At 37.4% G+C, this 14,833-nt stretch carries 10 protein-coding genes; 7 read left to right on the top strand and 3 right to left on the bottom strand.

All coding sequences use genetic code 11. The features are described from left to right. Positions 1 to 155 precede the first annotated feature (155 nt). Together ACSLUO_RS04560 and ACSLUO_RS04555 are read right to left on the bottom strand one after the other, a co-directional pair. The gene (locus tag ACSLUO_RS04560; protein ID WP_448246595.1) at positions 156 to 1,979 is read right to left on the bottom strand and encodes a putative bifunctional diguanylate cyclase/phosphodiesterase; all 1,824 of its coding nucleotides are present in this window, start codon (positions 1,977 to 1,979) and stop codon (positions 156 to 158) included. A 3-nt stretch (positions 1,980 to 1,982) separates the two neighbouring features. After that, the gene (locus tag ACSLUO_RS04555) at positions 1,983 to 3,107 is read right to left on the bottom strand and encodes an FIST signal transduction protein (RefSeq protein WP_448246593.1); all 1,125 of its coding nucleotides are present in this window, start codon (positions 3,105 to 3,107) and stop codon (positions 1,983 to 1,985) included. A gap of 154 nt (positions 3,108 to 3,261) precedes the next feature. Between ACSLUO_RS04555 and ACSLUO_RS04550 the strand changes: the two genes are divergently transcribed. After that, on the top strand, positions 3,262 to 3,756 hold the full coding sequence (locus ACSLUO_RS04550; protein WP_448246591.1) for a M48 metallopeptidase family protein: 495 nt from the start codon (positions 3,262 to 3,264) through the stop codon (positions 3,754 to 3,756). 172 nt (positions 3,757 to 3,928) lie between these two features. After that, complete coding sequence (locus ACSLUO_RS04545; protein ID WP_448246589.1) at positions 3,929 to 4,816, top strand: LysR family transcriptional regulator; 888 nt, start codon at positions 3,929 to 3,931, stop codon at positions 4,814 to 4,816. Between the two features lie 77 nt (positions 4,817 to 4,893). On the opposite strand, the gene ACSLUO_RS04540 is transcribed toward ACSLUO_RS04545, so the two are convergent. Then, a complete protein-coding gene (locus tag ACSLUO_RS04540; protein WP_448246587.1) occupies positions 4,894 to 5,907 on the bottom strand; it encodes an aldo/keto reductase in 1,014 nt (337 codons plus the stop codon). Between the two features lie 147 nt (positions 5,908 to 6,054). Between ACSLUO_RS04540 and ACSLUO_RS04535 the strand changes: the two genes are divergently transcribed. From ACSLUO_RS04535 to glnS, 5 genes are all read left to right on the top strand, one after another. Then, positions 6,055 to 6,741 carry a hypothetical protein gene (locus ACSLUO_RS04535; protein ID WP_448246585.1) on the top strand — a complete coding sequence of 229 codons (687 nt, stop codon included), beginning with the start codon at positions 6,055 to 6,057 and terminating at the stop codon, positions 6,739 to 6,741. 202 nt (positions 6,742 to 6,943) lie between these two features. Further along, positions 6,944 to 8,554 (top strand): TolC family protein, encoded by a 1,611-nt coding sequence (locus ACSLUO_RS04530; RefSeq protein ID WP_448246583.1) that lies wholly within the window; start codon positions 6,944 to 6,946, stop codon positions 8,552 to 8,554. Further along, on the top strand, positions 8,551 to 9,837 hold the full coding sequence (locus ACSLUO_RS04525) for an efflux RND transporter periplasmic adaptor subunit (RefSeq protein WP_448246582.1): 1,287 nt from the start codon (positions 8,551 to 8,553) through the stop codon (positions 9,835 to 9,837). The genes ACSLUO_RS04530 and ACSLUO_RS04525 overlap by 4 nt, the downstream gene beginning before the upstream one ends. Beyond that, entirely contained in the window at positions 9,837 to 12,971 is a 3,135-nt protein-coding gene (locus ACSLUO_RS04520; RefSeq protein ID WP_448246580.1) for an efflux RND transporter permease subunit, read from the top strand. The genes ACSLUO_RS04525 and ACSLUO_RS04520 overlap by 1 nt, the downstream gene beginning before the upstream one ends. 150 nt (positions 12,972 to 13,121) lie before the next feature. Next, positions 13,122 to 14,792, top strand: a complete 1,671-nt coding sequence (gene glnS, locus ACSLUO_RS04515) for a glutamine--tRNA ligase (RefSeq protein WP_448246579.1) — start codon at positions 13,122 to 13,124, stop codon at positions 14,790 to 14,792. The last annotated feature ends 41 nt before the right edge of the window (positions 14,793 to 14,833 follow it).

Raw genomic sequence — 14,833 nt, 5'->3', positions numbered from 1 at the left:
TTGTTTGTTCCCATACTTTAGGGAATTATGGGGAGTTAATGTTAGTTTAATTATATTTACGGTGAGAGTCGATGACTTAACCCAATGACTTTTTATGATTGGGTTAAGATTAATCAGCTACAAAGACAAAAATGTTAGTCAGGCGGGAGTAACTATCAATTTAATAATTGCAAAAAGTCTTCAAATGGCATCGGTCTGTTAAAGTAATAACCTTGGTATTTTGAACAGCCAAGTGCTTTTAAGCAGGTTAATTCTTCAATAGTTTCAACACCTTCAGCAAGTACTTCCATGTTTAAACTTTTACCTAAGGCAATGATCATTTCAGCAATTGCTGTGCTTTCGGGATCTTGATGAATATTATCAACAAAGGAACGATCAATTTTAATTAAGGTTGCAGGAATGCGTTTGAGGTAAGTTAATGAGGAGTAACCGGTACCAAAATCATCAATAGAGCAATCAATACCTTGTGCTTTTAATACTAACATTATATCGATAGTTTCTTGGAAGCGTTCAATTAATAAACCTTCGGTTAGCTCTAAATTTAACAATTGTGGTGTGATCCCTGTTTTTTCAACATTATTAAGAATATTTTGGCTAAACGATGTTTGAATTAGCTGCTTAGGACTGACATTAATGGCAATTTTTTTAAAGCTTTTAGGTAAGTTGAGTTGTTCAATACGCTTAATATCTTGGCAAGCTTGTTCAATTACCCAATTACCGATATCTAGAATTAAATTACTTTCTTCAGCAATAGGAATATACACTTGTGGTGATTCCATACCGCGTGTTGGATTATTCCAGCGTAATAGCGCTTCCGCACCAATAATTTGATTGTTATCGTTGTATTGTGGTTGGTAATACAACATAAACTCACCATTAGCTAAGCCGTGTTTCATTTCACGAATGTAGGCTTCTTTTTCGGTTAAGCGGTTTGACATATAAGGTTGATATTCAAGACCATTAAATATTTTTTCTCGCTTGGCTTCATACATTGCAATATCGGCAAATTTAATGGCATCGGCAGCGGATCTTACTTCGGCAGGTAATAAACAATAGCCAATACTTAAGGTCATATTATATGAAGTGTCATCAACAACAATAGGGTGCTGAAAACTAGCGTTAATTTGTTCAATAAAATTAGCTGTTTGTTGTTTTGCGATTGCTTGCTCTGGAGGTAATTTATTGATGAGAATAATAAATTCATCACCACCAAAACGCGCGGTTATGATATTTTTTTTAGAGAAGGCATTTAGTCTATTTGCCACTTCGATTAATATTTTATCGCCAACGGCATGACCCATAGTATCGTTGATAGGTTTAAATTTATTTAAATCAATAAAAATGATGGCACTTAAATTGTTATTAAAATCAGCATGTATAAAGGCTTTTTCGATCAATAAACTGATGTATTCACGATTATATAAGTTGGTAAGTCCGTCGTGACTTGCTTGATGGTCTACTTTTTCTTCAGCCACTTGGCGAGCTTGTACAGCTGCCGATAGTTCATCATGAACGATACTGGCATAACAACTGCCTGCTAGTTTGTCTAACATAGGGGAAATAGCTTTTTTTATGTCGTCAGCTAATGCATGTTTACTATGCCAAATTAAATAACCTTGCTGGGGTAATTTAAAGGCGTAATAGTATTCACGCTCTATTTTTTGTTCAAAATAACTGGCGGATAAATTATCTTTTAATGATTTTTCGAATGCTTTTAATTGTGGGTTAACCTGCCATAAAGCACCATTTTGACGTTTGGGTACACTAATATAATGTTCAAGGTTGCTATTTATTGAATGCTCAAGTTTTACCGGTTGCTGTTCACTATTCTGATATAAATAAACATGACAGCTACTTAAGTGCACACGATTTAAACAAACTTTTAAAAATGTTTTCAGCATGGCGTCTAATTTGAGTTCAGTGCCTATCGACATCGATAATTCGTGCTGCAATGAAATTAAAAAAAGTGCTTGATTCATTCGTTAGAAAGTCCCTAAAACGGTTGATTTATTCAGTAATTTTATTGCGCCACTATGACTATTAGTTATTTCGCCTAGTGATAAAACGCCAAACATTCTATCCGGTAACTGATGTTTATCTATCATCGCGGCGAGTTCTAATTTAAAGCTATCACCTAAATATAAATAACGACTAATACAATCAACAACAAACAGGTTTTTACCTTTGGTAACTTGGTTGGTATTAGTCATTAAGGTGGCTATTTCAACAGAGCGGATCAAGCTCTCGGTGTCTCCTTTTAAAATATACACCATAGAATTGATTGGAATATTACCCACACAATCTAAATTTTCACCATCAACTTGGATCGGATCTCTAACAACAATTTCGTCATTCGCACCATGAATACCTAAAGGAAAGTTTTTGGCAATATCAAAAAAATTATTGTCATTAAAACGGTGTTCACTCGCACTTTCAATGACCTTTTTATAAGTACTAAAGGCCGGCTGATAATTAAAAGAATGAACAATATGTTTACTTGATTCAGTAACTAAATAAGGGCCGTCAAATACTTGCCAACCATGTGATATACCTAAACTAAGAGGGGTGTTTAAGGCAACTAACTGGGTTGCGTCTTGTAATAACCCTTGGTTAGAAAAAATACAAGGTTTTGGAATAAAGTCTAATGAGCCAGCACCACCACCAATTATTTTTATGTTACCTAAACAATAAAATAAGCTATCGATAAAACTTTCAGAATTTGGGGAAAGTGCATCGTGAAATAAAAAATAGGCTTGTGATTTGTGATTGATGTTTTTTTCGATTTCACCTTCCGTTGCATCATCGGTGTCAATGCGGCTGCTGACATCTAAAAAATTATGGACGGCAAGTTTTTGTTTAAAACCAATAACAATATAACCGCTATCTACTACTTTTTTATTAAAAATAAGTTTGGGATAAACGCCACCAAAAACAGTAATGTTGACCTTTGATAACATCTTATTACAGGCGGTTATGTCGATGTTGTTATCGCTACAGGCTAGTAATAATAAACTTTTACAACCTTGCTCAGTGGCGGCGAGAATACCATTTAGAAAAGTTTTTAGATCAGGAGATTTGGTGTGCCATTGAAAGATAATATCCGTCATACTTTTCCTTGTAGAGGTGGTTATTTAGTTTATTAAATTTACTCATGTTAGTGTAATCTAAATTGCGTTATTAGCAATAATTGTTAATAACACGTAAATAATAAACGTATAATATGGTATTAATTTTTTAATCGTCGTTTCATCACCTTGCTTTATGAAGTATTTATCAGCTTATTCGCCCACTATTCAACAACAAGTTCAGCAAATGTTAAGGGAGAAAACCCTTGAAAAATATTTATTAAAAAAATACCCCAGCATACACCAAGTAACGAGTGACAAGGCGTTAAGAGATTATGTTATGGCATACAAAAATCAATACATCAAAAAATCAGCACCGTTAAGCCAAGTAAAATACGACGATAAATTACATGTGATCAAAAATGCTTTAGGGACTCATACTTATGTTTCGCGTGTGCAAGGTAATAAGTTAAAAGGTAAAAATGAAATACGTATTGGTAGTTTATTTAAAAAAACACCTGAGCCATTTTTACAAATGATTGTGGTTCATGAACTTGCGCACATTAAGGAAAAAGACCACTCGAAAGCTTTTTATCAATTGTGCCAACACATGTTGCCTGATTATCACCAATTAGAATTAGATTTACGCCTTTATTTAACACAAGTTGAGCAAATTGGAGACATCTATTAAGTCCCTAATTATCCATTTCACCATTTAGCTACGGCTATTTGGCTATCAAGAAAACGCCAGTAACGGATGGCGAGCATAATACGCACAATTAATAATGAATAATAATGGTTAAGTTACATAGTTATATGAATTATACTCATGTATTGTAGCTTTGCTTTTAAGGATCACGCTCATGATAGAACGCACCCACCTTGCCATTATTAAACAAGTTGATACGGTCGGTACTTTAACTGAAGCGGCGGAAAATTTATGTTTAACGCAATCAGCCCTTAGTCATGCAATTAAAAAGCTTGAAGGTCAGCTTGGCGTTAATATTTGGAAAAAAGAAGGGCGAAATTTACGTTTAACACAAGCAGGGCAGGCTTTGTTGGCAATGGCTGAGCGGGTATTGCCGCAATTTCAATATACTGAACAACTGATGCGACAAATTGCTGATGGCTGCAATGGCACATTAAAAATAGGGATGGAATGTCACCCTTGTTACCAGTGGTTATTAACTGTGGTTGCTCCGTATTTAGATAAATGGAAGTCGGTAGATGTGGATGTTAAACAACGTTTTCAATTTGGCGGTATTCAAGCCTTATTTAGTTATGATATTGATGCGTTAGTGACACCAGATCCCTTATTTAAAAAAGGGCTAATGTTTACACCGGTATTTGATTACGAGTTAGTATTAGTTGTCCATCAATCACACCCGTTAGCAGACGTTAAGTATGTTGAAGCTAAACAATTATCTAACGAAGTATTGATCACATACCCAGTAGAAGCGGCACGGTTAGATATTTTTAGCCAATTTATGATCCCTGCACAATGTAGTCCATTACAACATAAAGTGATTGAAACTACTGATATTATGCTACAAATGGTGGCAAACCAGCGAGGCGTTAGTGCCTTACCTGCTTGGCTTGTTGAACAGTACAGTAGTAGCTTACCAATAAAGGCGGTTCGTTTAGGTAAAAAAGGTATTTTTAAACAAATATTTGTTGGTATTAGAGAAGGTGATCAAAACATTCATTATTTAACTGATTTTGTTGCGATGGCGCGAAACGCACAAAATTAGCCAAATAAATAGCAGTTTGTTCAAAGCGATAGTTGAGTCCTTTATCGCTTTGAACTGTTTTAAGCTTAAGCTTTTAACTAAGCTAGAATTTGGTTAATGCTTTCAAGTTCGGCTTGGCTAAAAGCTAAATTATTCAGTGCTGCAACCGAATCAAGTATTTGAGCTTTTTTACTTGCGCCAATTAAACAAGTAGTGACCGCAGGATTGTTTAAGGTCCAAGCAATTGCCATTTGTGCTAACGATTGTTGACGTGACGCAGCTAATTCATTTAATGCTTTTATTTTAGCGACTTTTTCAGGCGTAATTTGATCGGCATTTAAGTGAATAATTTCACGACGAGCAGCTCTTGAGTTTTCAGGAATGCCTTGTAAATATTTATCGGTTAATAGCCCCTGCGCCAGCGGTGAAAAAACAATAGAACCAATGCCTTCATCTAACAAAACATCCGTTAAACCATCTTCAATCCAGCGATCAAACATGCTGTATCTTGGTTGATGGATTAATAATGGCGTGCCTAAATCTTTTAAAATGGCAATTGCTTGCTTGGTTTGCTCTGGTTGATAGTTAGAAATACCGGCATATAATGCACGACCCGAGCGAACAATATAATCTAGCGCTTGCATGGTTTCTTCTAAAGGCGTTTGTGGGTCCATTCGGTGATGATAAAAAACGTCAAAATAGTTTAAACCGGTACGCTTTAAACTTTGATCACAACTTGACACTAAATACTTACGAGAACCACCATCACCATAAGGACCTGGCCACATATCGTAACCGGCTTTACTTGAAATAAATAACTCATCACGATAAGGCAATAAATCTTGTTTTAATATGCGGCCAAAAGTTGATTCTGCAGCGCCATAAGTCGGGCCATAGTTATTGGCTAAATCAAAATGAGTAATACCGGCATCAAATGCGGTTTGAATAAGTTCACGGCCATTTTCGTATGAGTCAAAAGAGCCAAAGTTTTGCCATAAACCAAGTGATAAACGTGATAATAACACCCCGCTGTTACCACAGCGCTGGTAAGGCATATTTTCATAACGTGACGGGTTAGCGGTATAAAGGGCGTTTTGTTCGTTGGTGATCATTAGGGTTTATTCTCTTTATTAACGTTATTATTTGTTATCGATATAGGCAAGTTTTACTGAGCAGAATATGCTGAAACACATTCAAGCATGCCACTTTGCGTGGTATCAGTATATACTCTAGCCAAAAATTCAATAGGTTAACCTAAAGTGGCTGCAAAATCTGTATTCTTTACCCATATTAAACATGCTTTTAAAGAAAATTTAATGCCCGGCATATTTTTACAAGTGATTGCCTTGTTGATTGGTTGTTGTTATTTTTTTTGGCCAAGTGCCCAACCGGTATTTACCTTTATTGCCAGCGTTAAATCAGAAAACAGCATAATGTTTGCCATGTTATCTACGGCGTTGTTTGGTGGCTTAATTCCCTTTATATTTTTGTTAGCTATGGGGCGGATAAAGTTTAAACCTGTACAACAAGGCTTATTTTATTGTTTTTTGTGGGGCTTTATCGGCTTAGTGGTTGATTATTTTTATGGTTGGCAAGCGGTTTGGTTTGGAATTGAAAATAATGTAGCAACTATTGCGATTAAAACCTTTGTTGACCAATTTATTTTTAGTGCTTTGTTAACTTGTCCATTTATGACCATAGCGTATTTGTGGAAAGATCAGCAATTTAATTTTGGCGCTTTAAAAAGTCAGCTTAATAAATCATTATTTACGTTAAAAATTCCCAGCATAGTTATCACCAATTGGCTAATTTGGATCCCGTCAGTTTCTTTAATTTACATGATGCCAAGAGCATTACAGCTACCTTTATTTAATGTTGTGTTGTGTTTTTTTGTTATTGTATTAGCTGTACTTACTGCGCCAGAAACAAGCACCAGCCACGAATAAAGAAAGCCGAATTTATATTACAAACTATTGGTTTAGATTTTGTAATATAAGACTTTTTTATTGTTAGCTTGAAGTGTAAAGATCGTCTTTACATTTTTGTACTGTGGTATAAACATCACCGTTATACGATCTTTGTCGTTGTTTTACTTTGCGTTAACTTGATGTCGCGAAAGTAATATTTGTTCTTTAGGTTATTTATTTTATGTTTATCAATTTCTTAAGGTTTAGTGGCGCTACTCATTATCATCGCCGCTTATTTCTATCGGCTTGCCAGCCAACAATTTTTATTACGACTTTGCTCCAAGCGAAAAAAAGAAAGGTGAGTGCGGCGTCACTTATGTTGCTTTCATTATTGAGCGCTTGTAGTGTTCACACGCCCGCAAAAGTTGAGTTGTTGCCAGAAGTATTACAAAAGGTAAACGCAGCTACCGCTATTAGTGCAGATGAACTGACATTATCGATTGATGATAAATGGTGGCATAACTTTTCTGATCCACAATTATCGACATTAATTGAGCTCGCCTTAAATAACAACCCTGACTTATCTGCCAGCTTATCGCGGGTGAAAAGTTCACATGCGGGTTTGGCTATCGCTTCTGCTGATGTTTATCCTGATCTAAATTTAACAACAAGTGCTTCTTCAGACATTACTGAACTAAAAAAAGTGAATAGTGCGTCGTTTGGTTTATCGTCAAGTTGGGAGTTAGATCTATGGGGTAAAATTTCATCATTAGAAGAAAAAGCGAAATGGGATCTAGTCACTCAGCAAGCGTTATTTAAAGCAAAAGCTAATACGGTTGCAGGCGCAATAACCACCGCATGGATTGGTTGGTTAGCGGAAATGGAAAAACAACGGTTATTTGCTTCTCAATATAAACGGACTCAAACCGCTTATGAAGTGATCAACCGACGCTTTGCAATGGGGAAAAATTCGATCACTGATGTTTGGCAACAAAAGCGTTTAATTGAGTCGATAATTTCGCAACAAGCCGTTAACCATGCACGCTTAACCAGTTTTGAAAAACAATTACAACTTTGGCTTGGTGTTAGTAGCAACGAATTACCCGAACTACTTGAGCGCTCATTACCGGATGTTAAACCGTTAGGGGACTTTTCACTACCGCTTACCGGATTACAAAATCGTCCAGATATTCAACAGGCATATGCAAGGCTGCAAGCCAGTAATGCTAATTTAGCTGCGGCGGTAACCGAAAAATTCCCTCGCTTATCTTTGCGCGCTACATATACCACTCAGCAAAACTCACTGGCAGATTTATTTGATGATTGGAGTGGAAATCTAGTGGCTTCAATTGCTATGCCTATTTTTAATGCTGGCGCGATAGATGCCAAGGTTGAGCAACGGCAACATAGTTTTGAGGCCACTTATGCTGATTATAAACAAACTTGGTTAGATGCTATTTATGCGGTAGAAAATACCATGATCACCGCGAGCCAACTTGAACAAGTTAATAAACAGCTAGATGTGCAATTGTTATTAGCAAAAAAAACTGAACGAGTGGTGTCATTACGTTATTTAAACGGTAAGTCAACTTATTTAGCGTTATTAAGAGCGCAAGAAACAAGTTTGAATTTAGAACGACAACGTGTTGATGCACAAAGAAACTTACTTAATAATCGGGTGCAACTATATCGGGAATTAAGCCATGGTAACTTTAGTTCCGAAGCACCTTTTTCTCCGATACCTTTTACCTCACAACCGCAAACTGAAGTATCAGCGCCACAAGCATCAACAAATAAACTAAATGCATTATTCGATTTAACCTTAGACCTAACATTAGAAAAAACATCATGAAATTTATTATCACACATTATAAAAAATGGCTGCCTTGGTTAATTGTTATTGTTGCGCTAGTTCTAGCGAATAACATGCTAAATTCTTCTGATATAAAGCGCTCAGGCAAGTTTAATAAAGCTAATAAAACACGGGTGGTAAAAATTGCTCCGTTAGTGCAATCAACTGTTAATCCTAGTTGGCAAGCAACAGGTTTGGTGATGCCATCAGAAAGTATTAATGTGGTTGCGGAAGTGTCTGGTCGAGTGGCTAAAATTAATCCGGCGGCCAATCCTGGGGCGTTATTAGCTAAAGGTGAATGGTTATTAGATATTGAGCAAACCGATTATTTACTTAATTTAGCAACGCAAAAAGCTCAGTTAATTCAAGCGCAAGCGAGCTTTGATTTGGAAAAAGGGGAGCGCCAATTAGCCAAAGAAGAAGTCAGCTATATTACCGAAGCGGATAAAGCCTCATTGGAAATGTCTTTAGTGCTTCGTGAGCCACAGTTTAAGTCGGCACAAGCACGTTTAGCGATTGCTAAAGTAAATGTTGAAAAAGCGGAAGTTGCCTTAAAACGAACAAAAATATCAATGCCTTTTCGAGGCCAAATTGTTGAAAAAAATACCGGACGTAGTAGTCGTGTCGGACAAAATAGTACACTTTTTAGCATTGTAAATGTTGATGTTTTTTGGTTAGAAGTTAAAGTGCCGCGAACATTTTTAATGTTATTAGATCAAGATAAAATGGTGACTTTAAGCCAAGAAAAACTATGGGGGGAAGGACAAACACGACAAGCTAAAATTGTTTCTATTTTGCCTGAGCTTGATAGTCGCGATCGACAAGTAAAACTACTATTGGCGATAGAAGATCCCTTAAATACGCAAGCCACAGCTGATACGAAAAATCAGCCACCAGTTTTTATTAATGACTTTATTAATGTTGAGTTAATGGGGCAGCCAATTGATGATGCCTGGACCATAAAAAGTCATTGGTTACAGCCTGATAATGTTATTTGGGTGGTTGATCGCCAAAAAACCTTACAAAAGCGTGAAGTTTCCATTTTGTTTAAAGGTCGAGAGTTTATCTATGTTACCGGTGATTTTAAACCGGGTGATAAAGCCCTTGATGAAAAGCCTGGTATTGCTGCTGTGGGTATGAAGGTAAGAGTGAAAGAGCAATTTAAAGCAGGCAATGAGCAGGAGAATCCTCAAGTTGCACAAACACTGACACCAGATGAACGTGAATTAAGAAAAAAGTTACGCAAAGAGCAGCGTCAGCAACAAGTTAAAGGAGATAAGTAATGAGCTTTAATCCGATGACTTGGATGATTCGGCATGGTATTGCGCCCAACTTATTGATGCTAGCATTAATTTTGGGTGGTTTGGTTATGTCTTTGGTGATCCGTAAAGAATATATGCCAGAAACAACACTTGACCGCATTTCTGTGAGCGTTGCATACCCAGGTGCTGCGCCAAGTGAAATGGAAGCGAGTATATCCGCGCCAATTGAAGATGTATTGAGTAATGTTCAAGGAATTCGCCGCGTAGATGCGTATATCTATACCGGTTATATTCGCCTTTTTGGTGAGCTAGAAGCTGATGCGAATGCGCAAAAGGTTTATCAAGATGCTCAGCAAGCAGTGAATCGTATTAGTTCATTCCCTGATGGCATGGAAAAGCCACGTGTTAATCTTGATAAACGGGTGATGGATGTCATGGAAATCGTTATCCATGCAGATATTGATAAATTCAGCGTTAAACGTTTAGCCGAACAAGTGCGAGATCGCATACTGCAATCACCCTATATTACCCAGGTAAGTTTGTCAGGTTTACCTAGAGAAGAAATTCACGTTGAAATACCGCAGCGTACCTTACAAGCTTATAACTTAAATTTAAATCAGGTTTCGTCCCTTATTAAACGTAATGTGTTAGAGCAATCAGCAGGTAAAATTAAAGCCGATGCTGGTGATATTTTAGTTTCTGTCGATCAACGTAAATATTGGGCGGATGAATTATCAAAAGTACCAGTGATTTCAAGTGATGATGGTGATCAATTATTATTAGGTGATATTGCCGAAGTTAGCGAAGGTTTTGCCGATGAACGCTTAATAGTTACCTATGATGGCCAGTTATCGGCACGAGTTCGGGTTTATCGTGTGGGTGATCAAAGTCCGAGTGATATTGCTCGTTCTATCCGTGAAATGTGGCCAGAACTTGAAGCCATGTTACCGCCCAATTCGGGCTTAGCTGTGGTTGATGATGATGCTTCAAACTATCAAAAACGTTTAGGCTTATTGCTTAGTAATGCCTTTATCGGTTTATTATTGGTGTTTGTGGTGATGAGCTTATTTTTAAAGTTTAAGCTCGCCTTTTGGGTAGTTGTTGGTATTCCTAGCTCGTTTTTAGGGGCGATTCTGCTAATGCCAAGTTTTGATATTTCAATAAATATGGTGTCGATGTTTGGCTTTATTATTGCTCTCGGTATTGTCGTGGATGACGCCATTATTGCCGGCGAAAATATTTACTCTCATATGCAAGAAGGGATGTCGTATTTTGATGCGGCTATTCAAGGCGCGAAAGAAGTAGCCAAACCCCTAACTTTTGCGATTTTAACCAATATTGTCGCGTTTTTACCTCTGCTATTGCTACCCGGAACAATGAAGTTACTGTTTGGTGCAATTCCCGTGGTAGTCGTCTTATGTTTTATCATTTCTTGGATAGAAGCTTTGTTTATATTGCCTTCTCATCTGGCGCATATTAATGATAAAAAACCGGGTAAAGTCGCTCAAAAATTCAATAAATTACAAACTGCTTGTAGCTCATGGTTACATCATTTTATTCATCAAAAATACACCCCTGTTTTAGAGAAGTGTTTAAAGTGGCCAGGATTAACTATTGCTATTTCTGTTACCTGTTTAGTGTTGGTTTTATCTTATGCTTTTAGTGGCAAAATGGGCTTTGGGCTTTATCCTAAAATGGATGGCCGTTGGGTTAAAGCCAGTTTTGAAATATCAGAAAGTGAGCCGCTAGAAAAAGCGATTGATTTACGAGAAAAATTAGAAAAAAGCGCCGTTAGCATGTTGCAAGAGCATGATGCCGAAGATGTCTTAGTGAGTACACGTAGCATTATTTCTGATACCGGTGTTGAAGTTGCTTTATTGTTGGTTGAAAGTGAAGAACGTGAATATAGTTCCAGAGAAATTAAAGAGTGGTGGCGAGAAAGTGCAGAGGCTCTTAACAAGCAAGGTAAGTTAAGATTTTCTGGCGCAAGACGCGGTAGTAGTGAATTAGCCGACTCGTCACTAACTATTGAGTTACGCCATAGTGATTCAGACGCTTTAATGGCGGCAAGCCAAGACGCGATCGCCTTTTTGAATAAAATTGATACTGTGGTAGCTACGGTTAATTCAATGGAAGCGGGTAAGCCGCAATGGAAATTAACCTTAAATGAAAATGGCCGAGCTTTAGGTTTAGATGCTTCCGATTTAGCATCTCAAATGCGCTCATCACTTTATGGTGCAAGAGCTCAACGACAACATAGATTACGTAATGAAGTAACCACACTTGTTCGTTTACCTAAAGATGAACGAGAAAAAGCTAATGACATTGAAAGCTTGTTAATTCAAACCAAAGGTGGTGGTTACGCGCCTTTAGGTAGTGTTGCCGATATTGAAAAAATTTATGCGCCTTCTCGGATTATCCGTCGTAAAGGCCAGCGAATTGAAAAAATTGGCGCTGAAATTTTGCCTGAAGAAGCTATACCTTCAGTACAAAAAGCAGTAAAAGATGAGTTGGTTGCTGAATTAGAAGGGCGTTACCCTGGAATACTGATTGTTTTTGCTGGTGAGCAAGAAGAGATCGCAGAAAGTGTTTCAAGTTTAGAACTCGGTACTGGCTTTGCTTTAACGGCTATTTATATCTTATTAGCCATTGCGTTTCGTAGTTATGGTCAACCTTTATTAATTATGGCGGTTATACCGTTTGGCGCGGTTGGTGCTATTTTAGGTCACATGGTGCTAGGGTATGGTTTGAGTGTAGTCAGCCTAATGGGGATGTTAGCCTTAGCAGGGGTGGTCGTAAATGATAGTTTGATTTTGGTGGAGTATGCCAATATTCAACGAGCCAAGGGTATTAAAGCATTTGAAGCGATAACCTTAGCGTGTCAACGCCGCTTTCGTCCGATTATTTTAACCACGTTAACAACCTTTGGTGGTTTAGCACCAATGGTTTTTGAAACCTCACGGCAAGCACAATTTGTTGTGCCGATGGCGGTGTCGTTAGGCTTTGGTATTTTATTTACCACATTTATTTGTTTGTTAATGTTACCGTCACTTTATATTGCTTTTAACAAAGACAAAGTACTCGATAAACAACATGAACTTGAAGCTGAACAGGCGTTAAATAAGGCGCAAGATCTGTTAAAAAGCTATGAATAATGACCACAAAATCACCTAAATATGTTTTTTAACATTAGCATGTTTAGGTGCTATCGCTATAAAAATGCTATAGCCGCTATTCGTTACCAATAACTGTTGTTATAATGCCGCCTCATAAATTTTATTCATGTTTTTTTAGGGGTTTACTGGATGTCGGAAGCTGAGAACCGTCCAACTAATTTTATTCGTCATATTATCGATGCTGATCTTGAAAGTGGTAAGCATAGTGGCGTGCAAACTCGTTTCCCGCCTGAGCCAAATGGTTATTTACATATTGGTCATGCTAAATCTATTTGTTTAAATTTTGGTATTGCCCAAGATTATAACGGCAAGTGTAATTTACGTTTTGACGATACTAATCCTGAAAAAGAAGATATTGATTACGTAAACTCAATTCAAAAAGACGTTAAATGGTTAGGATTTGACTGGTCAGGTGAGATTCGTTATTCGTCAAATTATTTTGATCGTTTATACGGTTATGCTGTTGAACTTATCGAAAAAGGTTTGGCTTATGTTTGTTTTCTTAACGGTGAAGAAACACGTGAATACCGTGGTACGTTAAACAAACCAGGTAAAAATAGTCCTTACCGTGATACCACTGTGGCAGAAAACTTAGCCTTATTTGATAAGATGAAAAACGGTGAGTTTAAAGAAGGTGAATGTTCGCTACGCGCTAAAATTGATATGTCATCAAGCTTTATGTGTATGCGTGATCCGGTGATTTATCGCATTAAATTTGCCGATCATCACCAAACTGGCGATAAGTGGTGCATTTATCCAATGTACGACTTTACTCATTGTATTTCTGATGCCATAGAAGGTGTTACTCATTCTTTATGTACTTTAGAGTTTCAAGATAACCGCCGTTTATATGACTGGGTGATTGAAAATATTACCATTGAAGTTACGCCACATCAGTATGAGTTTTCTCGCTTAAACCTTGAATATACGGTTATGAGTAAACGTAAGCTGCATACCCTAGTTGATGAAAAACTGGTGAATGGTTGGGACGACCCACGTATGCCTACCATTGCTGCATTTCGTCGTCGTGGTTATACCCCTGCGTCATTACGTGAATTTGCTAAGCGCATTGGTGTAACTAAAATGGATAACACCGTCGAAATGGGTGTATTAGAAGCATGTATTCGTGAAGACTTAAATGATAATGCACCACGTGCTATGGCCGTGCTTGATCCTATCAAATTAGTCATCGAAAACTATGATGAAGCTAAGGTTGAAGAGTTAACGGTTAAAAACCATCCAAGCGATGACACTCAAGGTAGCCGTATCGTGCCATTTAGCCGCGAACTTTATATTGAAGCGGAAGATTTTCGTGAAGAAGCGAATAAAAAATATAAGCGCTTAGTATTAGATAAAGCGGTACGTTTACGTGGTGCTTATGTGGTAACAGCAACACGCTGTGATAAAGATGCTGAAGGCAAGGTGACAACGGTTTATTGTACTTATGATCCTGAAACCTTAGGTAAAAACCCAACTGATGGTACCAAACCTAAAGGGGTGATCCATTGGGTAAGTGCTGAGCAGAGCATTAATGCTGAAATTCGTTTATACGACCGTTTATTCACAGTACCAAATCCGGCAGCAGCGGAAGATTTTCATTCAGTGATCAATCCTGAGTCATTAGTTGTAATTAATAATGCGAAGGTTGAACCGTATTTAGCAACGGCTAAACCTGAAGTGTCTTTCCAGTTTGAACGTCAAGGTTACTTTTGTTTAGATAATAAAGACAGTAGCCCAGAGCATTTGGTATTTAACCGTACTGTTGGCTTGCGTGATACTTGGGCTAAAATCGGCGATTAAGCTCATTTAACTTGCAACATATTTAAAGCTCACTATTAAAT

Source organism: Thalassotalea agariperforans, assembly GCF_053470345.1.
The sequence above is the reverse complement of the archived record's forward strand: the minus strand, read 5'-3'. Positions and strand labels throughout refer to the sequence as shown.

Coding starts and splice junctions, on each gene's coding strand:
- ACSLUO_RS04560 (WP_448246595.1), bottom strand. CDS start 1,979: ATGAATCAAGCACTTTTTTTAATTTCATTGCAGCACGAATTATCGATG.
- ACSLUO_RS04555 (WP_448246593.1), bottom strand. CDS start 3,107: ATGACGGATATTATCTTTCAATGGCACACCAAATCTCCTGATCTAAAA.
- ACSLUO_RS04550 (WP_448246591.1), top strand. CDS start 3,262: ATGAAGTATTTATCAGCTTATTCGCCCACTATTCAACAACAAGTTCAG.
- ACSLUO_RS04545 (WP_448246589.1), top strand. CDS start 3,929: ATGATAGAACGCACCCACCTTGCCATTATTAAACAAGTTGATACGGTC.
- ACSLUO_RS04540 (WP_448246587.1), bottom strand. CDS start 5,907: ATGATCACCAACGAACAAAACGCCCTTTATACCGCTAACCCGTCACGT.
- ACSLUO_RS04530 (WP_448246583.1), top strand. CDS start 6,944: ATGTTTATCAATTTCTTAAGGTTTAGTGGCGCTACTCATTATCATCGC.
- ACSLUO_RS04525 (WP_448246582.1), top strand. CDS start 8,551: ATGAAATTTATTATCACACATTATAAAAAATGGCTGCCTTGGTTAATT.
- ACSLUO_RS04520 (WP_448246580.1), top strand. CDS start 9,837: ATGAGCTTTAATCCGATGACTTGGATGATTCGGCATGGTATTGCGCCC.
- glnS (WP_448246579.1), top strand. CDS start 13,122: ATGTCGGAAGCTGAGAACCGTCCAACTAATTTTATTCGTCATATTATC.